The 19498-nt window shown below is 38.5% G+C and carries 18 protein-coding genes; 5 read left to right on the forward strand and 13 right to left on the reverse strand.

What is annotated here, in order from left to right:
* Nucleotides 1-22: 22 nt before the first annotated feature.
* The 7 genes from rseP to rimO all read right to left on the reverse strand — a co-directional run bounded on the left by rseP (nucleotide 23) and on the right by rimO (nucleotide 6922).
* A complete protein-coding gene (gene rseP / locus I6L31_RS03485) occupies nucleotides 23-1378 on the reverse strand; it encodes an RIP metalloprotease RseP (protein ID WP_005004579.1) in 1356 nt (451 codons plus the stop codon).
* Between the two features lie 2 nt (nucleotides 1379-1380).
* Nucleotides 1381-2577 carry a 1-deoxy-D-xylulose-5-phosphate reductoisomerase gene (ispC, locus tag I6L31_RS03490; protein WP_005004582.1) on the reverse strand — a complete coding sequence of 399 codons (1197 nt, stop codon included), beginning with the start codon at nucleotides 2575-2577 and terminating at the stop codon, nucleotides 1381-1383.
* On the reverse strand, nucleotides 2578-3399 hold the full coding sequence (locus I6L31_RS03495) for a phosphatidate cytidylyltransferase (protein ID WP_005004584.1): 822 nt from the start codon (nucleotides 3397-3399) through the stop codon (nucleotides 2578-2580). It abuts the gene before it with no gap.
* A gap of 3 nt (nucleotides 3400-3402) precedes the next feature.
* Nucleotides 3403-4152, reverse strand: coding sequence for a polyprenyl diphosphate synthase (gene uppS / locus I6L31_RS03500; protein ID WP_005004586.1), 750 nt, complete (start codon nucleotides 4150-4152; stop codon nucleotides 3403-3405).
* Between the two features lie 4 nt (nucleotides 4153-4156).
* Nucleotides 4157-4711 carry a ribosome recycling factor gene (gene frr / locus I6L31_RS03505; protein WP_004988020.1) on the reverse strand — a complete coding sequence of 185 codons (555 nt, stop codon included), beginning with the start codon at nucleotides 4709-4711 and terminating at the stop codon, nucleotides 4157-4159.
* Between the two features lie 80 nt (nucleotides 4712-4791).
* Nucleotides 4792-5520, reverse strand: a complete 729-nt coding sequence (gene pyrH, locus I6L31_RS03510) for a UMP kinase (protein WP_004988022.1) — start codon at nucleotides 5518-5520, stop codon at nucleotides 4792-4794.
* Nucleotides 5521-5578: 58 nt separating this feature from the next.
* Nucleotides 5579-6922 (reverse strand): 30S ribosomal protein S12 methylthiotransferase RimO, encoded by a 1344-nt coding sequence (gene rimO, locus I6L31_RS03515; RefSeq protein ID WP_004988023.1) that lies wholly within the window; start codon nucleotides 6920-6922, stop codon nucleotides 5579-5581.
* 340 nt (nucleotides 6923-7262) lie between these two features.
* On the opposite strand from rimO, the gene glnL reads away from it, so the two are divergent.
* Complete coding sequence (glnL, locus tag I6L31_RS03520; protein WP_005004588.1) at nucleotides 7263-8372, forward strand: nitrogen regulation protein NR(II); 1110 nt, start codon at nucleotides 7263-7265, stop codon at nucleotides 8370-8372.
* Nucleotides 8359-9834 carry a nitrogen regulation protein NR(I) gene (glnG, locus tag I6L31_RS03525; RefSeq protein WP_004988027.1) on the forward strand — a complete coding sequence of 492 codons (1476 nt, stop codon included), beginning with the start codon at nucleotides 8359-8361 and terminating at the stop codon, nucleotides 9832-9834. Before glnL ends, glnG begins: the two co-directional genes overlap by 14 nt.
* 68 nt (nucleotides 9835-9902) lie before the next feature.
* Here glnG and I6L31_RS03530 read toward each other — a convergent pair whose 3' ends face one another.
* A complete protein-coding gene (locus I6L31_RS03530; protein WP_004988028.1) occupies nucleotides 9903-10250 on the reverse strand; it encodes a hypothetical protein in 348 nt (115 codons plus the stop codon).
* Between the two features lie 263 nt (nucleotides 10251-10513).
* On the opposite strand from I6L31_RS03530, the gene rbsK reads away from it, so the two are divergent.
* From rbsK to I6L31_RS03545, 3 genes are all read left to right on the forward strand, one after another.
* Nucleotides 10514-11434, forward strand: coding sequence for a ribokinase (gene rbsK, locus I6L31_RS03535; RefSeq protein WP_005004590.1), 921 nt, complete (start codon nucleotides 10514-10516; stop codon nucleotides 11432-11434).
* Nucleotides 11435-11649: 215 nt separating this feature from the next.
* Complete coding sequence (locus I6L31_RS18290) at nucleotides 11650-11919, forward strand: VOC family protein (protein ID WP_005004595.1); 270 nt, start codon at nucleotides 11650-11652, stop codon at nucleotides 11917-11919.
* Nucleotides 11920-12144: 225 nt separating this feature from the next.
* Complete coding sequence (locus I6L31_RS03545) at nucleotides 12145-12630, forward strand: Lrp/AsnC family transcriptional regulator (protein WP_005004597.1); 486 nt, start codon at nucleotides 12145-12147, stop codon at nucleotides 12628-12630.
* Between the two features lie 141 nt (nucleotides 12631-12771).
* On the opposite strand, the gene I6L31_RS03550 is transcribed toward I6L31_RS03545, so the two are convergent.
* The 5 genes from I6L31_RS03550 to I6L31_RS03570 all read right to left on the reverse strand — a co-directional run bounded on the left by I6L31_RS03550 (nucleotide 12772) and on the right by I6L31_RS03570 (nucleotide 19332).
* Nucleotides 12772-14934 carry an ATP-binding protein gene (locus I6L31_RS03550; RefSeq protein WP_005004599.1) on the reverse strand — a complete coding sequence of 721 codons (2163 nt, stop codon included), beginning with the start codon at nucleotides 14932-14934 and terminating at the stop codon, nucleotides 12772-12774.
* Nucleotides 14935-15005: 71 nt separating this feature from the next.
* Nucleotides 15006-17645 (reverse strand): bifunctional aconitate hydratase 2/2-methylisocitrate dehydratase, encoded by a 2640-nt coding sequence (locus tag I6L31_RS03555; RefSeq protein WP_004988048.1) that lies wholly within the window; start codon nucleotides 17643-17645, stop codon nucleotides 15006-15008.
* Nucleotides 17646-17930: 285 nt separating this feature from the next.
* The gene (locus tag I6L31_RS03560) at nucleotides 17931-18200 is read right to left on the reverse strand and encodes a hypothetical protein (RefSeq protein WP_004988050.1); all 270 of its coding nucleotides are present in this window, start codon (nucleotides 18198-18200) and stop codon (nucleotides 17931-17933) included.
* A 146-nt stretch (nucleotides 18201-18346) separates the two neighbouring features.
* The gene (locus I6L31_RS03565; protein ID WP_010588644.1) at nucleotides 18347-18706 is read right to left on the reverse strand and encodes a hypothetical protein; all 360 of its coding nucleotides are present in this window, start codon (nucleotides 18704-18706) and stop codon (nucleotides 18347-18349) included.
* Nucleotides 18707-18804: 98 nt separating this feature from the next.
* The gene (locus tag I6L31_RS03570) at nucleotides 18805-19332 is read right to left on the reverse strand and encodes a DUF4124 domain-containing protein (RefSeq protein ID WP_004988056.1); all 528 of its coding nucleotides are present in this window, start codon (nucleotides 19330-19332) and stop codon (nucleotides 18805-18807) included.
* Between the last annotated feature and the right edge of the window lie 166 nt (nucleotides 19333-19498).

The raw sequence follows: 19498 nt of genomic DNA on the forward strand, positions 1-19498 counted from the left end.
AGTTAATTTTTCCATCTAAACGTTATAAACGCATAAAATCATTAAAGAGAGCCAAGAGCATCATACTGCCGAGCAGTACCATACCAATTTTTAAGCCCATCATTTGTATTTGTTCGGAAACAGGTTTACCGCGAATTGCTTCGATAAAATAATAAACCAAATGTCCACCATCCAACATAGGGATCGGTAATAAATTTAAAATTCCAAGACTTACACTCATCAATGCCATAAACGAGATAAACGTTTGCCATCCCATTTCAGCACTTTGCCCAGCAACTTTAGCAATAGTAATTGGGCCTGATAAATTTTCAAGTCCAATTAAACCTCTAAACATTTTGACGATCGAGTTTAAAATCATGCCAGAAATTTGAGTGGTTTTATCCACTGCCATCACTAAGGCCTGAGCTGGATTATATTGAATCGTTTGTTTGTATTCGTTAGGAATATTGACTTTAGCAGGGTTACTTTGCACACCAAGCATACCAGTGGTATTGCCCATATTGTCACGTTTACCTTGCGGCATGACTTGCAAATGAACCATTTGCCCATTACGAAGCACATCAATATTCAGCAGTTTTTCAGGGGACTTCTGCACGACATCAACTACATCAAACCAGTCATTCATTTTAATGCCATTGATGGAAAGGATTTGATCGCCAACCTTCATCCCTTGACGAATAGCAGCACCATCCTCACTGAGCTGATGAATCACCGCGGGCATTTGAGGACGATAGGGTAAAAATCCAAGAATATCTAAAGCAGACTGAGATTGATCTTTGAGAAAATTATGAATAGGAAGCGCAACGCTCTTTTGGGTACCGTCACGATCTACGGTCATCAAAATTTGACCTGTTTCACCCGCTCGGTCAACCAAAGCAAAATTTAACTTTTCCCATGTAGGTGTTTGCTCTCCATCTACAGTTAACACTTTATCGCCCACATGCAAATCGACTTGCGCGGCAGGTGTATTAGGTAAAATTTTGCCTATACGTGTATTTAACTGTTCCTGAGATGGAAGGAATAACATCCAGAATAAAACGATAGCAAACAATAAATTAATCAGCGGCCCTGCTGCGACAATCGCAATTCTTTTCCAAGGAGATTGACGATTAAACGCATAAGGTAAATCAGCTTCAGCGACATTACCTTCACGTTCATCCAGCATCTTGACATAACCGCCCAGTGGCAATGCTGAAAGTTGATACTGAATCCCTGATTTTTTCGATGTCCATTTTAGCAAAGTTGGACCAAAACCAATCGAATACACCAAAACCTTAACACCCAGCTTACGTGCCACCCAATAATGTCCAAACTCATGTATGGCAATCAGAGGCCCCAGCAACAGAATTGCTGCAACAATGATAAACAAAATATTCATGTTCAGCCTCCTGCGCTAGCCACGAATTGATGCGCAACATCACGGGCTAATCGATCTGTATCCAAAATAGCTTCTATACTCTGTGCCGAACCATTTTGCACGTGATTAAGCGTATGCTCAACCACTTCTGGAATCGTAGTAAACTTTATTTTCAAATTTAAAAATGCCGCAACCGCAATTTCATTTGCAGCGTTTAAGATCGTGGGTGCGAGACCACCATCACGCATGGCTTGACGAGCCAAATTCAATGCAGGAAATTTTTGAGTATCGGGTTGCTGAAAATCAAGATGTGAATGTGTAAACAAATCAAGTGCAGGAACATGCGTGTCTAACCGCTCAGGCCATGCTAATGCATGTGCGATCGGCGTACACATATCAGGATTTCCCATTTGTGCCAAAGTTGAACCATCAATATATTGAACCATTGAATGAATAATACTTTGTGGGTGAATTACAACTGTAACAAAATGTTCAGATATTGAAAACAAATGACACGCTTCAATCAACTCCAAGCCTTTATTCATTAAAGTTGCAGAATCAACAGAAATTTTTTGTCCCATAGACCAATTTGGATGCTTACACGCCTGCTGTGGCGTCACCGCATGTAATTGTTCAAGCGTATGATTTAAAAATGGGCCACCTGAAGCGGTAAGTAAAATCTGCGAAACCCCCAACTGGGGCTGACCATTACGCTCAATATTTAAATAATTCTGCGGTAAAGACTGAAAAATTGCATTGTGCTCAGAGTCGACGGGCAACAATAAAGCATGATGATCTCGTGCAGCTTGCATCATGATTTCACCAGACATCACCAATGCTTCTTTATTGGCAAGCAACACTCTTTTACCTGCTTTGATTGCAGCCAGTGTAGGTAAAAGTCCAGCCGCTCCAACAATTGCAGCCATGACAATATCAACCTGAGAACTTTCAGCAACAGTAATTAAGCCTTGTTCCCCAGCCAATATCTCAATATCAAAAACACCCAATGCAAGCAACTCGGTACGCAATTCATCGACTTTTGATTCGGGTACAACCGCAATTTTAGGCTGATACTGTTTGCATATTTGAGCCAGTTCTTTGATACGACTATAAGCCGTTACTGCAAAAAGCGTATATTTATCTGGATGACGATCCAATATTTTTAACGTACTTTGACCAATTGAACCCGTCACACCAAATATACAAACAGATTGAGTCATTTATAGATCTACGCCAATAAGTTTTAATAGATACATGCCCGCTGCAAAGATAGGCGCTGCTGCAAGTAGAGAGTCGATACGATCTAACACACCACCATGGCCCGGCAAAATACGCCCAGAATCCTTAATACCAGCACGACGCTTAATCATAGATTCGAACAAATCACCCAACACTGAAGCAAAAACAGTCACCACAGACAAAATTAGAAACAGCAAATGCTGGGCAAATGTTAAGTTAAGATAATTGACCTGCACCACAATAATAATAATGATCGCAAGCCCTATCCCACCAATCAATCCTTCAACCGATTTATTTGGACTCACTGTTGGCGCTAGCTTATTTTGACCAAACTTACGCCCAACAAAATAAGCACCTGAGTCCGCTCCCCATACCAACAGGAACAAGTACATCAACCACCATGGGGAACTTTGCCAAACTTCAAAAATTGCCGTAACTGCCGCACTGACCAGTATCAGCCCAAGAAGATAAAGCGAAGCGTTGTACCAGCCATCGTATTCAGGATAAGCCTTGACCCAAAAGCTACTCACCAGCCAAGTGAGTATTGATGCACACCATAATAGGATTGCAACTTCATTATAATAAAGCGCCAGCGCAGATATTAGCGCGACGATCAGTCCATAAGCCCACGCTTTCGGTTTAAATAATGCCGTATCTCTAGGCATGAGTTTAAACCATTCATAGCCAGCCACCCCTGCGGCTACAATCATTAAGCCAAACATTGGATAGTGAGAACTGGTTGCAAACATACAAGTAAGTACTACCGCTACCAGTACCAATGCGGTAATTATCCGCTCTAACATTTATTAATTCTCAATTTTCTCTTGGTGGATTTGTTCAGAAGTCTTACCAAAACGACGTTCGCGTCCTGCAAACACATCTAAAGCACGATCAAATTCTTTTACAGAAAACTCAGGCCAGAGTGTCTCGGTAAAATACAATTCAGCATAAGCAGCCTGCCAAAGCAGGAAGTTGGACAAACGATAATCACCACCTGTACGAATCAGCAAATCAACAGCCGGCAGATTATTTAAACTAATCCGCTGATTAAAAAGTGCAGCATCTATTTGATCTACATCTAATACGCCTGCTTTTACGTCTTGTGCAATGTGCTTTGCTGTATGGGCAATATCCCACATCCCACCATAACTGATCGCAATAGTCAGTGTCATGCTGTCAAAACTAGCAGTCTGCTGTTCTGCATGCAACATCAATTCACGTAAATGTGGAGATAGACGAGAACGATCACCAATAAACTGCAAGGCAATATTAAATTGTTCCATTCGAGGTAACTGTTCATGAATCGTCTCTTCCAGCAATTTCATCAATAAATCGACTTCATACTGTGGACGATTCCAGTTTTCGCTGGAAAATGCAAATACGGTTAATGCCTGAATCCCTTTGTTACGACAATGCTCAACAATTGGATCTAGACTATTTTTGCCTTCACGATGCCCATCTCCTTTTTGCATTTGATTTTTTTTAGCAAAACGGTTGTTGCCATCCATAATGATGGCAACATGTTGCGGAAGATGAAGCTCTTCTGAAGCGGTCATAAAATTAGACCTTCATCAATTCAGCTTCTTTTGCTGCCAAACGTTTATCAACTTCGGCAACATATTTATCGGTGATTTTTTGGATATCATCACCTGCACGACGCTCATCATCTTCAGAAATTTCTTTGTCTTTTAGCAGTGATTTGATATCACCTAATACATCACGACGGATGTTACGAATGGCAACTTTGGCATTTTCGGCTTCTGAACGCGCCACTTTTTGCATATCACGGCGTGTTTCTTCAGTTAAAGCTGGTAAAGGTACACGGATTGCATCAGCCGTAATCGGATTTAAACCCAAATCACTTTCACGAATTGCTTTATCAATTGCCGAAACCATTGTACGTTCAAATGGCTGAACAATAAGAGTACGTGAATCTTCAATACCTACGTTTGCCACCTGATTCAGTGGAACATCCGAACCATAATAAGAAACCATTACACCGTTTAGAATGGATGGATGAGCACGGCCAGTACGCACTTTCGCAAAACCTTGCTCTAAAGATTCAAGGGTTTTTTGCATGCGTTGTTCGCTGTCTTGTTTGAGATCGTTAATCATATGATCTTCCTTACTTATTCATTCAAGGTGTAATTGCTAAATTAGTCGAGTAGTATAAAGAGCTTTCTAGGTTACGTACATTAATTCGTAACATGAGTTCCTTCTTTTTCGCCCATCACCACAGATAATAGTGCGCCAGCTTTATTCATATCGAAAACTTGCAACGGTACATTGTGGTCACGACACAGACAAATCGCAGTTAAATCCATCACACCCAACTTTTCATCAAGCACTTGATCAAAAGTTAAATGATCATATTTTACCGCATCATCATATTTGCTTGGGTCTTTGTTATATACGCCATCAACTTTAGTGGCTTTCAAAATCAAATTGGCTTCAATTTCAATCCCACGTAAGCAAGCCGCTGTATCTGTGGTGAAGAATGGGTTACCTGTACCTGCAACGAATACACATACTTCGCCCTGACTTAAATGGCGAATCGCATCACGGCTCGAATAAGATTCAACCACGGTGCCGATTGAGAGTGCAGACATCAAACGTGTCTTGATATTACGACGAACCAGAGCATCGCGTAGTGCCAAGCCATTCATAACGGTTGCCAGCATACCCATCTGATCACCCGTTACACGACCCACTAGACCATCTTTTTGTAATTGGCTACCACGGTACAAGTTTCCACCACCAACAACGATACCCACTTGCACACCCAAGCCAACCAAGTGAGCAATTGACAATGACATTTGATCAAGCACTTGTGCATCGATTCCCATGTCTTTATTGCCCGACAATGCCTCACCAGAAAGTTTAAGTAGAATACGTGAGTAACGGGGGCTATTAGAATCCGCCATGGTAAGCTCCAAAAAACAATGTGTTAAAAATAAATTTTGTTTGTTGCAACATCAATCATCAAGCTGATTTGATTGTAATCAACTTTGCAAATAAATCGTATTCATCTGCATCAGTAATTTCGACTTCAAGTAAATCACCTGACTGGATTTTTGATTTATCAATATCTTCGACAAAGACATTGCCATCAATTTCAGGCGCATCAGCATAAGAACGTGCAACCGCAACAGGATATTCATCTTCCAGACTATCAACTAAAACAGTCATGGTTTGACCAATCCGTTTTTGCAATTTAGCTGCCGAGATGGCCTGCTGAACCTGCATGAAACGTTCATAACGCTCTTGCTTAATTTCTTCAGGTACATGATCTGGCAAGTCATTGGCTGTCGCACCCTCAACAGGCGAATATGTAAAACAACCAACTCGATCAAGCTGCGCTTCTTGCAACCAATCTAAAAGAATTTGAAAATCTTCTTCGGTCTCACCTGGAAAACCCACTACAAAAGTTGAGCGAATCACCAAATCTGGACATTTTTCACGCCATGTTTTTAAGCGTTCAAGGGTATTTTCACTATGGGCTGGTCGCTTCATCAATTTTAAGACGCGCGGACTGGCATGCTGAAAAGGAATATCAAGATAAGGAAGAATTTTACCCTGAGCCATCAAATCGATGACTGCATCGACGTGTGGATATGGATAAACATAATGCAAACGCACCCAAATTCCTAATTGACCGAGTGCCTCACACATATCATAAAACTTGGTTTTTACAGGCTGACCATTCCAGAAATCAAGCTTGTACTTGGTGTCTACACCATAAGCAGAAGTATCCTGAGAAATGACTAAAACTTCTTTAACACCCGCGCGCTTAAGCGCTGCTGCTTCTTCAAGCACTGAACCGACAGGACGTGAAACTAAATCACCACGCATACTTGGAATAATGCAGAAGGTACAGCGATGATTACAGCCTTCCGAAATTTTTAAATAAGCATAATGTTTTGGAGTGAGTCGAATGCCTTGTTCAGGTACCAGATCAACAAAAGGATTATGTTTCGGTGGCGCAGGTACATATTCATGTACCGCTTCCATCACATCCTGATAGGCTGCCGCACCTGTGACTTTTAAAACATTCGGATGCATTTGACGAATTTTATCTTCATCTTTGCCCAAACACCCCGTCACAATCACACGACCATTTTCACTCATGGCTTCGCCAATTGCATCTAATGATTCTTGTACCGCAGATTCAATAAAACCGCAGGTATTGACTACAACTAGATCAGCACCATCATAATCTGATGCGACCTGATAACCTTCAGTACGTAACTGAGTTAAAATTCGTTCAGAATCTACCAATGCCTTAGGACAACCTAAAGATACAAAACCGACTTTGGGGGACTTCATGAATCTGCGCTCCACTAGAATCCGCGTATTGTATGACGTTTCTCGCAATAAAAACAGGTGGAATATGCACAGTTCGTTTAATGCACCAAAATACAACCAATATTTTTATTAAAAACAACTATTGCACCATTATGATTCAATTTAAGATGCCATCTAACCCAACTTGTTTTTAAATCGATCATAATTTGTCTATTTTGCTCATTTTTAATACAAGCTTGAGAACAAGTTCTTTTACGCAAAAAGTTGGCGTACATTTTGCTTAACTTATGTCCCATTACAGGGAAAAACTGGATTAAATGAAAATGTCATTGCGCTATTTTAAGACAGGAAACATTTTCTAATGGATCAAAGAGAGACCATTGACTATCGGCTTTTGGTCGATAACCTTACTACTGCCATATTATTGGTCGATAGCGACCTGAATATTTTTTATCTCAATTCTTCTTGTGAAGCGTTGTTTGATATTAGCTTATTACGCGCATCAGGTTTGCCTGTGCTTAACTTATTACATTCACCGAATGATAGCTTCAATACCCATGAAGCACTCATCAATACGCTACACTCAGGGCAGCATTACACACGACGCGAAGCAATAATCAGTGTAAATTTTAAGGATATTCATGTCGATTATTCAGTTTCGGCGCTCAATACAGGCAAAAATTATCATCCGCTACTATTAATAGAACTCAATCCAATTGATCGGATGCTTAAAATTTCTAAAGAAGAAAATTTGATACAACAACATCAGGTTGCCCGTCAGCTCATTCGCGGTATTGCCCATGAAGTCAAAAATCCCTTAGGAGGGATTCGTGGTGCGACTCAATTACTGGCACGTAGCTTAAATGATCCAAAATACGAAGAATTTACCGATATCATTATCAATGAAGTCGATCGCTTAAGAAATCTTGCCGATACCATGCTCGGTTCCCGCCAGCTTCCAAGCTATGAAGATGTCAATGTACATGAACCTTTGGAACGGGTGCGCTCTCTGGTGGCCAATCAAACCAAGAAAAAAATTAAAATCACTCGTGATTATGATTTATCACTGCCAGATGTCAAAGCAGACCGTGATCAACTGATTCAGGTCATGCTCAATATTAGCGTGAATGCCATTCAAGCGATGACAGAAAATAAAGAATTTTTTGTGGATCATGAACCTGAGCTGATTTTAAGAACCCGTATTCAACGCCTTGTCACCATTAATGGTTTATTAAACCGATCCGCAGTTCGTGTCGACATTGAGGATAATGGCCTTGGCGTTCCGCAAGATATTTTAGAGTCTGTGTTCTATCCTTTAGTGACAGGACGAGCCAAAGGCACAGGACTTGGCTTAAGTATTGCACAGAACATTATGCATCAACACAACGGAATGATTGAATGTCAGTCCGTGGCTGGAAAAACTACATTTAGCTTATATTTACCTTGGGAGTCAGACCGTGTCGCGAAATAAAATATGGGTAATTGATGATGACCGCGCCATGCGCTGGGTACTGGAAAAAACATTCAAGGAAGAAGGTTTGGATGTGACCAGTTTTGAAGAAGCGCAGACGGCATTAGACCAATTGGCTGAAGATGCGCCTGATGTAATCCTCACTGACATTCGTATGCCCGGTATTGATGGTTTGACCTTCTTAGGGAAAGTCAAAAATAATTATCCAGATCTACCTGTCATTATTATGACGGCACATTCCGATCTTGAGTCTGCGGTATCAAGCTATCAAACAGGTGCTTTTGAATATTTGCCAAAACCGTTTGATATTGATGAAGCGTTGGCATTGGTTCATCGTGCCATCTTGCATGTCAATAAACTTCAGCAGCAAGAAGCAGCAAAAACCACAACGCCAGTTCAATCTACTGAAATTATTGGTGAATCCCCTGCGATGCAGGAAGTGTTTCGTGCCATTGGACGATTATCACAATCCCACATTACAGTATTGATTAATGGTGAGTCAGGCACAGGTAAAGAACTGGTTGCACATGCACTACATAAGCATTCACCACGTAGTAGCAAGCCTTTTATTGCGCTGAATATGGCCGCAATTCCAAAAGATCTAATTGAAACTGAACTTTTTGGTCATGAAAAAGGTGCTTTTACTGGCGCGAACACCCAACGCCAAGGTCGTTTTGAGCAAGCCAATGGCGGTACGCTGTTCCTTGATGAAATTGGGGATATGCCGTTTGAAACGCAAACACGTTTACTACGTGTACTTGCTGATGGCGAATTTTATCGTGTCGGTGGGCATATTCCGGTACGGGTTGATGTACGAATTGTTGCTGCAACCCATCAGGATCTGGAAAAACTAGTCAATGAAGGACGTTTCCGCGAAGACTTGTATCATCGTCTAAATGTCATTCGCATTCATATTCCAAAACTGGCACATCGTAGCGAAGATATCCCCATGCTGGCACAGCACTTTTTGGCACGTGCGGGTAAAGAACTCGGTGTTAGCCCTAAAATTTTACGCCCAGAAACCACAGATTATATGCAGCAGTTGCCATGGCCAGGTAATGTTCGTCAACTCGAAAACACCTGTCGCTGGCTGACAGTGATGATTACTGGACGTGATGTTTATCCAGAAGACCTCCCTTCTGAGCTCAAACAAATTCCAATTCAAAAATCAGGTGAACAAGCCACAACCGCAGCGGGTGTAGATCGCATTTCATTGCACCACTGGGATGAGTTATTGGGTCAATGGGCGATTCAAAAACTGAAAAATGGCGAAATGAAAATTTTAGATATCGCCACCCCAATGTTTGAACGCACCCTGATCAATGCTGCGCTACAACAAACCCGTGGTCGTAAACGCCATGCAGCAGAGTTACTCGGTTGGGGGCGTAATACGCTTACACGTAAATTAAAGGAACTCGGTATCGCGGCTGAAGATGATGCCGAAGAAGAAGCTGAAATATAAAATAGCAATCTTAAATATAGTAAAGGGCAGCTAAATGGCTGCCCTTTACTATGGGAGAAAATATGACATTACGCTACTTGAGGATAATGAATCGATTTACCTGCAATCAATTCATTAATGGCGTTGCTATTAAAATCAAGCTCAAGAATATGATTTTCAGCAATGATGCGATATTTTGAAATCAAAGGTTGTGCACCATAAGCTGTTTCAATGACATATTCATCTGCAATATTTAAGATCCCTTCAAGATTTGTACTGGTCGAAGCAAAGTCATGGTTAAACAAATCATAGATTTCATGAAGATTGTAAGTTTCACGCAAATGTTCTGGATGTTTTCTTACTTCACCTTCAAGAAACAACACGAGCTTATGCGCAAAAAAATAATAATTTGGTTTATGGCTATACTCGAGATTCATCTTGATCTACTCCTTAAAGGTTTATCATTCATTTTTATGTCACCATTTATTTTTAAAAATTTTAGCTTAATTTTTTCTTAAGAATCATGATTAATTATACAAATTCTCACAATATGAAAAATCGATAAATATAAACCAACTCTTTTAGTTGGATTAAACTCATTAAAAAACAAAAAGATAATTTTTCTCTTACATATTTGTAATTTAATCAAAATTTTCATTTGTTACAATTCAGCAATAATTATCAAAATTGAATTTGAAAAATGAAGAATCAATATGCCGACTTAGTGATTGCAGGAAGTGCAAATGTTGACCATATTTTAAATGTTGATGATTTTCCTGTGGCTGGACAAACCCTTACAGCTAAAAATTATAAAGTTGCTTTTGGTGGGAAAGGAGCAAATCAAGCAGTAGCTGCTGGCCGCAGCGGTACTAATGTTGCCTTCATTGGCTGTGTTGGTGATGACGAGTTTGGCAATAATATCAAAACCCAACTTCAAAAAGATCATGTCAATGTACAGGCGCTGCAAAATGTTGCTCATCAAAATACTGGCGTTGCTTTAATTTTTGTTAATCAACATGCCGATAATTTTATTGGTATCCATGCTGGAGCAAATGCAGCGCTCAGTATGGATTATGTCAATCAACATAAAAACCTGATTCAACATGCCAAAATATTATTATTACAACTGGAAACACCTATCGAAAGCGTGATCACCGCAGCAACTATTGCGAAACATTCTGGCATAAAGGTTATTCTGAATCCCGCGCCTGCTCAAGCCTTAGCGCCAGAATTTTTAAACCTGATTGATATCATTACCCCCAATGAAACAGAAGCAGAAAAATTAACAGGCGTGAAGATTAACAATCTGGATGACGTACAAAATGCTGCACATATTCTTCACCAATATGGAATTAAAACGGTTGTCATCACCTTGGGCGCTCAAGGTGTTTGGTTAAGTGAGTTTGGTCAAGGACAATTAATTCCTGCTTTTAAAGTGGATGCCGTCGATAGCATTGCGGCTGGAGATACTTTTAATGGCGCGTTTGCAACAGCATTACTGGAAGGTCAATCAAATCAGCAAGCTGCCAAATTTGCCAATGCAGCAGCTGCAATTGCTGTGACTCGATATGGCGCACAACCTTCTATTCCCTATCGCTCTGAGATTGAAGCATTCTTATAAACCCAAATAAAAACTTAAAAAGTAAAAATCGATTTTTATATACAGGATAAAATAAATCCATGAAAACTCAATTACATCGTGGGCGACTCATTGATCACATCCAACTTGTTGTTCATGATTTAGAATTAAGCCAAAATTTTTATAGTGCTATCATGAAAGTTTTGGATATCCCAATCATCACAACATCTGAAGATTTCTCTTGAGCTGATGAATTAGTGATATCTTCAATAAATAGCCCTGCTGCTCAAGGCATATTGACTGGGCGACATCATCTAGCTTTTCAAGCGAAAGATCGTGCTACTGTAGATACTTGTTATCGAGCTGCCCTTACTCATGGAGGCAAAGACAATGGCAAACCAGCTGAACGGACTTACCATTCAAAATATTATGCAGCGTTTGTCATTGATCCAGATGGGAATAACATAGAATTTGTGTATCACGGAGAAGCTCAACGCAATATACCTTCTGTCATCATCCAATTTTAAAATTTAAAATAAATAAAAAAGCAATGAGCATGTTTAAAGTCACCCTTACTTGAAACATACTCATTGCCTAATCAAAGTCATCACCCTAATGCCTTTGATTTATAAAATAATTTTATCTTTAATTAATAAGAAATAATTCCTTAATTGTTTCAAATTTTCTATGTTAGTCGGCATAAAATTCCTTTATATTGGACTTTAATAGAATATTTTCCTTTGGTTTAAGTTTTGAACAGTACAGAACACACACTAGATCGTATCGATCGGAAAATTTTATCTGCGTTACGTCAAAATGGCAGGCTGACGATTGCGCAACTTTCAGAACAGGTTGGTTTATCTTCCTCTCCTTGTTGGACACGTTTAAAACGGCTAGAAAGTTTAAAAATCATCGATGGATATACGGCTAATATTAATCCAAAAGCAATTGGGATTAAGGATTTATTCTTTATTGAAATTACGCTAGAACGCCATGATGATGAGATGCTTGAACAGTTTAGTCAGGCGTTGGCAGATATTCCCGAAGTGATTGAAGCGCATTTGGTAACAGGTGAATATGATTATCTGGTCAAAGTCGCCGTGAAGGATGCTGAACACTATGAGCGTTTTTTAAGAAAGAAACTTTACTCAATCAAAGGAATACGTCATACCCGCTCTACCTTTGCCTTACGTCCGCTTAAATCTGCAAACTCGGCAGATTTTATGATGATTGAATAAGTTTAAGATATTTACTGCAACGCCATCAAAGTTATGGTTTAATACGCTCAGTTTGAGATGAGCCTCATACAGTATATGACTTGATTCATATACGACTAGCCCCGCTAATATGCGGGGCTTTTTCATATATTTACTGAATAATTAGGCTCTTAAAGCTTTTAGTTCTTCATATAAGTCAACAAGATGATTCATTGACATATCGACTAATGGTTCAAACATAAAAGAATTAATATGAATGTGTTCAGGCGTCATTAAATTTACTCTATTCAAAACTTTAAGAATATTAATATCAATTTGTTTATTTTTACATTTCTGATATAAATTCTGTGTTTGATTCTCAGAAATCTGATTTAACTCATTTTTTTCATCATTTGTTAATTGTGAAATCATATAAATTTCAGCTTTTAATCGACAGGCAATTGCTATAAGTAGCTTATCCTCTAAATCTGATGAATGTTCATTTAGTCCAATCTTCAATGAATCAGCTTCATTAAAAATTAGATTAATAATTTTTTGATTTGCAAATTCCAAAGTAATATCTTTTTTTTCAGGAATTGCAAGAATTAGAATATCATGAACTTCTTGTACTGTCAGATTTAGGGTATTACTTTTAATATGCAAACAACTTGTAAGAAAACTATATTCATCATTTTTATTAAGATATTCAAATAAATTTCTAACAAATGGAATAATCCCAATAAAAATCTTTTTTACATGATAGTTTTTTACAAATATACTTTTAAAGACATCTTCAAAATATTTCCCCTGTTTAATCTCCACAACACCTTGACTACATTTGGTTGCGATATGACTAGTTTTTTTTAAAAATAATCTCTTAGCTACTGTTCTATAAAAATCAAAATTATGTGTCAAAATTATGGCATTTACATTAGGTCTCTCCAGCAAATCTTTAATATACTCTATAATTGCATATTTATTCTTATAATCAAATGAGTCTGCTACATCATCAAAAATCATTAAGAGATCTTCATTTAAACTCAACCTAGACTCAATTTCAAACAAAAATCTAAGAATATAATATGCTCGACTTTCTCCTCTACTCAGTACATCTAAAAGAACATCTTCATTATTATTAGGAATTTCTCTATCCTTATATACAAACTTCAATTTAGGAATATCACTTTTAAGTATTACATCAGACTGATTTTCTAGCTTTATAGTAAAAGGCACATAAAATCTTGAATTAAATAACTCTATCGCTTCTTCCCATTTTTCAACCTCACTTTTCGCACTATCGATTATTTGTTGTAATTCATTTTTCCGATCTTTATAAATACTTAGAATTTGATCTGCCTCCGATTTAATTACAGAGATATGACTCAACCATATTTTTTGTCTAAAGTTTTCAAAGTCTATTAGCTCTATAAGCAAACTTGAGTTCGACTCTAACAATTTTTTGAAACTTTTCAACTCTGCGTTTTTCGCTAACGCTTTATCTACTTTATCAAAGCTACTTAACAACTGTTTATCATTTAAAATTTGATCTTTTTCAGCCTGTATGAGACTCTCAAGTTCATCTTTTGAATTAATAAAATCTTTTGCATTTATAGTAATTTTATGTCCAGCCTCAAAAAAAGAGTTATCACTTAATGAATCTAGTAAATTGGTAGCCTGAGTTGTTCCGAAAGAATTATTTGATTTACTAAAAAACTTAGACTTGCTTAATAAATCAGTATAGCGGCTTAAATATTCATCTAATAAATTCTCATTAGACTCTAAAAATTTTTTTACTTTATTACCCTTATCAAAAATATCATTATATTTAAAATTATAACTTTCATGTTTCTCTGACAATTGGCTTTCTATTCTCAATAAATATTCAAAAAAAGTTTCACCATGCCTGAATACAGCTTCTAACTCATGCTCACAATCTGTACTTCTTGATTGCTTTCTCAGTGCTACTATAAATTTAGCTTTTTCACCTAATAATTCTGCAAATATTTCATCATATCGGCTCTTTAATTCTGCTTTCGCTATAAATTTCGTTATAGAATTTTCAGATACTTTTGTCTCAGCATTAATAACTAAAATCATATCTTTATTGAGATTTTGATTATTAAATTTGATGTCACATATCGTTGCTTTTTCAGAAAAAATTCTATCTTTGATTTGACCACTTTGATCTTTAGATAAATATTCAAAAACATTAGCAAATGACGACTTCATTGTACCATTTGGCGCATATATTAATTGAGCTCTTTCTTTAGGTGTGAATTTAAACTCTTTCTCTAATTTACCTATACCAAAACAGTTTTCTAATTTTACATTTAAAATTCTATTCATTTTTATACTCAAAGATAAGGGCCGATTACTCAGCCCTTATCTTTACTCATTTAAACTTAATAATCAAATTATTAAGTTAACTGAGCCGCAGCAATTTTCTTGGTATCTACAGTGTTTGCAGCATCTGTATATTCGCCCATCTTATCGAAGTTCAAATATTTGTAGATGTCAGCAGACATGCTGTCAATTTGAGCAGCATACTGTTGATATTCTTCTGGGCTTGGAAGTTTACCCAATACAGCAGCAACAGAAGCAAGCTCAGCAGAAGCAAGGTAAACATTTGCACCCTGACCTAAACGGTTCGGGAAGTTACGAGTAGAGGTCGATACACAAGTGGTATTCGGTGCTACACGTGCTTGGTTACCCATGCAAAGTGAACAACCTGGCATTTCTGTACGTGCGCCCGCTTTACCGTAGATGTTATATAGACCTTCTTCCATCAACTGGTGTTCATCCATACGTGTTGGAGGAGCTAACCAAAGACGAGTTGAAAGTGAACCACCCGGTACTTTATCTAAAAGCTGACCTGCTGCACGGAAGTGACCAATGTTAGTCATACAAGAACCGATGAATACTTCATCAATTTTGTCACCTTGAACTTCAGAAAGAAGTTTTGCATCATCTGGATCGTTCGGGCAGCAAAGAACAGGTTCTTTAATGTCAGCAAGATCGATTTCATAGACTTTGGTGTATTCAGCATCAGCATCAGCTTTAAGAAGTGATGGATTAGCCAACCATTTTTCCATGTTTTCGATACGACGCGCCATCGTACGAGCATCGCCATAACCTTGTGAAATCATCCATTTCAACATGGTAATGTTAGAACGCAAGTATTCAGCAACTTTCTCTTCAGAAAGTGTAATCGCACAGCCCGCAGCAGAACGTTCAGCAGATGCATCAGACAATTCAAATGCTTGCTCAACAGTCAGGTCAGTTTCCATTTCAGTCAAGTCGATCTCAAGGATACGACCAGAGAAAATGTTTTTCTTACCTTTTTTCTCAACAGTAAGATCGCCTTCCTTGATTGCATAGTAAGGAATCGCATGTACAAGGTCACGTAAAGTGATACCCGGTTGCATTTTACCTTTGAACTTCACAAGGACAGATTCAGGCATATCCAGTGGCATTACACCAGTCGCTGCTGCAAACGCAACAAGACCAGAACCTGCTGGGAATGAAATACCAATTGGGAAACGTGTATGTGAGTCACCACCAGTACCAACGGTATCAGGCATTAACATACGGTTTAACCAAGAGTGAATAATACCATCACCCGGACGAAGCGACACACCACCACGGTTCATGATGAAGTCTGGTAGTGAATGTTGCATTTGCACGTCAACTGGCTTTGGATATGCAGCCGTGTGACAGAAAGACTGCATCACAAGATCAGCTGAGAAGCCTAAGCACGCTAAGTCTTTCAACTCATCACGTGTCATTGGACCAGTCGTATCTTGAGAACCAACAGTTGTCATTTTAGGTTCACAGTAAGTACCCGGACGAATCCCTTGACCTTCTGCAAGACCACATGCGCGACCAACCATTTTCTGAGCTAGAGTAAAACCTTTACCAGTGTCAGCAGGTTGTACTGGGGTACGGAACAATTCAGAAGCAGGAAGACCAAGAGCTTCACGTGCTTTAGTCGTCAAACCGCGACCGATGATGAGGTTGATACGACCACCCGCACGTACTTCATCTAAAAGAACTGGCGTTTTAAGTTCAGATTCAGCGATTTGCTCACCGTTTTTGAACGCTGTGACTTTCGCAGCAGCATGGTCAATTTTCAGTGTAATTTCATCGCCCATGTTCATGTCAGAAACATCGATTTCAACAGGAAGTGCGCCTGCATCTTCCATAGTGTTGAAGAAAATCGGTGCGATTTTTGAACCTAAGCAGTAACCACCGTCTTTTTTGTTCGGGATGTGTACAATTTCATCACCAAAGAACCAAAGCACAGAGTTAGTTGCAGACTTACGAGATGAACCAGTACCTACAACGTCACCCACATAAGCAACTTGATTGCCTTTAGCGATCAGGTCTTTAATTTGGTTAAGTGGACCAACTTCACCTGGTTTTTCTGGGTTAATACCATCACGCTCATTTTTCAACATTGCATTTGCGTGTAATGGGATATCTGGACGGCTCCATGCGTCTTGGGCTGGAGACAAGTCATCAGTGTTGGTTTCACCTGTAACCTTGAAAACAGTTAGCTTGATTTCTTCAGGAACATCTTTGCGGCTAGTGAACCATTCAGCGTCTGCCCAAGATTGTAAAACAGCTTTTGCATTGGCATTGCCCGATTTTGCTTTATCAGCAACGTCATGGAACGCATCAAATACAAGAAGTGTTTTTTTCAATGCTTCAGCCGCCAAACCACCAAGTTCAGCACTATCAAGCAAATCAACTAAAGGAGCGACGTTATAACCACCAAGCATTGTGCCAAGTAAGTAAACTGCACGTTCTTTAGAAACTAATGGAGATGTCGCTTCACCTTTTGCAACTGCTGACAAAAATGCTGCTTTTACATAAGCAGCTTGGTCAACACCCGCTGGAACGCGGTTTTCAAGCAAGTCCACAAGAAAAGCTTCTTCACCTGCTGGTGGATTTTTTAGCAATTCAACCAAATCAGCAGTTTGCGCATCATCAAGTGGCTTCGGTGGGACTCCGAGTGCGGCACGTTCTGCAACGTGTTGGCGGTAAGCTTCTAGCACAGTGTTATTCCTCTTTTTTAAAAAATTATTTGCAATTCCTGCCTAGCAAAGCTTTGCAAATAATATGGACAGCAAAATTTTACTAAAAATCAAGTCAAAAGTTAATGCAAGCGCCGTGTTTCTTCGTGATTCTCATTATTTTATAGCGAAATAGTGCTTGACAGTTCGCTATACAAAAACGAGGAAAATACAGGCGATAACTGATTCACTTGGCTTTGCCATGATTTAGATCAATAAAAAAGGCAACCCATGTTGCCTGATTTTGTTGAGAAAAACTATAAAACCTTAGTGGACTGTGGTGGTTTGTAAATATTGATTTAATGCGTCCCGATTTCCCTCAAATTTAATCTGGACTTCGTCTTCGTGTAACATTGCATGATTAGCGCTCGCAAATGAGATCGTAACCTCATAAAGTCTGGCCTTTTCATCAATGACTTCCTTGATATAAACTTTATCGCCTACACTTAAGACGTAACTACTACCGCCGATGACCGCAACACCTTGGGTGTCTTCGAGCAACAAATCAGCATTATGCAGATAAGCAACAACTTCCATCTTTGCTCTCCTATCGTATAATTATTCGTCAATTTATTATTCTTTATTTTTATAAAATTATCTATATCAAGCTTTTAAAAATACTCAATAACTTTGTAACTGCTCAATATTGATTATAAATCCATCAATTAAAAAAAACCGCTCACTTAGAACGGTTTATAATGGGGCATTTTGTCATGCGGTGTTGCAATACACTGCTCTGTAGTTTGCTTACGAATATTTTCTCGTGCTTCATCTGGATTATTTTGAAGTTCTGCAATTGGTAAGGCATAAACTTCATCAATAATTTTTAAGATAAATGTACGAGTAATTTCATCTTCAATTTTCTTTGCGTGTTCAACAGCTTGGTTTTTTTCGATTGCATTTTGACGATCAAGCATAATTGAACGTGCCGCGTTGCCCATACTGGTACAGTAGCCATGCCATTGTTCTTCAGGCGTTAAGGGTTTCTTTTCACTACAGCCTGCAAGTACAACACCTAAAACAAGAAACAGAACTTTTTTCATCATTACACTGAACTTAATCTGGTGGCATCATCATACTGAATATTGTCATATTTTCCAAAAGCTATTCGGTTAAAATCTTTGGTGAAATTTTTAGTTTTTTATTTATTACATTCCATTCGAGTTCCGCTCATTTGACAGACACCGCCACGAGATGACAAATAAGTATTGCCTGTGACTTTATTATAATTATGTCCTTTATGATCACTACAGCGCACACCATTACAGTCTTTGATTACATAACTTTGTTTCTTTGTTGAAGCTTTATTCTGAGCGGCACTTTGACTGCTTCCAGCTTTATTTACTGTAACTGCATTTTCTTTTTCAACGGTAACAGGTTTTACAGTTTGCTTATTATTTTGTTTGTAGGGGCTGTAATATTCATCGGCGATAGCTGCATTGGATTTAAAATTGTCTGGTTTAGCCTTATCGTGATCAGACGCAGTGTTTTTTTGCGATACAAGTTGTGGCTCATTTGAGCGTTGTGTAGGCGGCGGCGTTGCTGAATACGTGGTTACGCCATGCGCATCTACCCATTTATAATATTGCTGAGCGTTTGTGTGTAACGTACAACCTAATAGCATTAAACTAATGACTGCCCAAAATCGTCCATAAATGACAGAATTCATCTCTACTTTCCCTAATTTGCCACAATTTTATTAAAATTAATCATTTAAATTCAATACTTTATATTAATATTATTCAGAAAAATGCACAATAATGTAGCTCAAAAATAAATACTTGCGTTTAAATTCTTGAATAGATATCCAAGCTCAAGTCGAATGGAAAAATTTT

The sequence above is a fragment of the Acinetobacter septicus genome (assembly GCF_019355975.1).
Taxonomy (GTDB): Bacteria; Pseudomonadota; Gammaproteobacteria; order Pseudomonadales; family Moraxellaceae; genus Acinetobacter; species Acinetobacter ursingii.

Excerpts from the sequence above, each read along its gene's own strand:
- I6L31_RS03570 (WP_004988056.1), bottom strand. The coding sequence starts at position 19,332 with ATGAATTCTGTCATTTATGGACGATTTTGGGCAGTCATTAGTTTAATG.
- I6L31_RS03565 (WP_010588644.1), bottom strand. The coding sequence starts at position 18,706 with ATGAAAAAAGTTCTGTTTCTTGTTTTAGGTGTTGTACTTGCAGGCTGT.
- I6L31_RS03530 (WP_004988028.1), bottom strand. The coding sequence starts at position 10,250 with ATGAATCTCGAGTATAGCCATAAACCAAATTATTATTTTTTTGCGCAT.
- ispC (WP_005004582.1), bottom strand. The coding sequence starts at position 2,577 with ATGACTCAATCTGTTTGTATATTTGGTGTGACGGGTTCAATTGGTCAA.
- glnL (WP_005004588.1), top strand. The coding sequence starts at position 7,263 with ATGGATCAAAGAGAGACCATTGACTATCGGCTTTTGGTCGATAACCTT.
- frr (WP_004988020.1), bottom strand. The coding sequence starts at position 4,711 with ATGATTAACGATCTCAAACAAGACAGCGAACAACGCATGCAAAAAACC.
- uppS (WP_005004586.1), bottom strand. The coding sequence starts at position 4,152 with ATGACCGCTTCAGAAGAGCTTCATCTTCCGCAACATGTTGCCATCATT.
- rbsK (WP_005004590.1), top strand. The coding sequence starts at position 10,514 with ATGAAGAATCAATATGCCGACTTAGTGATTGCAGGAAGTGCAAATGTT.
- pyrH (WP_004988022.1), bottom strand. The coding sequence starts at position 5,520 with ATGGCGGATTCTAATAGCCCCCGTTACTCACGTATTCTACTTAAACTT.
- rimO (WP_004988023.1), bottom strand. The coding sequence starts at position 6,922 with ATGAAGTCCCCCAAAGTCGGTTTTGTATCTTTAGGTTGTCCTAAGGCA.
- I6L31_RS03560 (WP_004988050.1), bottom strand. The coding sequence starts at position 18,200 with ATGGAAGTTGTTGCTTATCTGCATAATGCTGATTTGTTGCTCGAAGAC.
- rseP (WP_005004579.1), bottom strand. The coding sequence starts at position 1,378 with ATGAATATTTTGTTTATCATTGTTGCAGCAATTCTGTTGCTGGGGCCT.
- I6L31_RS03550 (WP_005004599.1), bottom strand. The coding sequence starts at position 14,934 with ATGAATAGAATTTTAAATGTAAAATTAGAAAACTGTTTTGGTATAGGT.
- I6L31_RS03495 (WP_005004584.1), bottom strand. The coding sequence starts at position 3,399 with ATGTTAGAGCGGATAATTACCGCATTGGTACTGGTAGCGGTAGTACTT.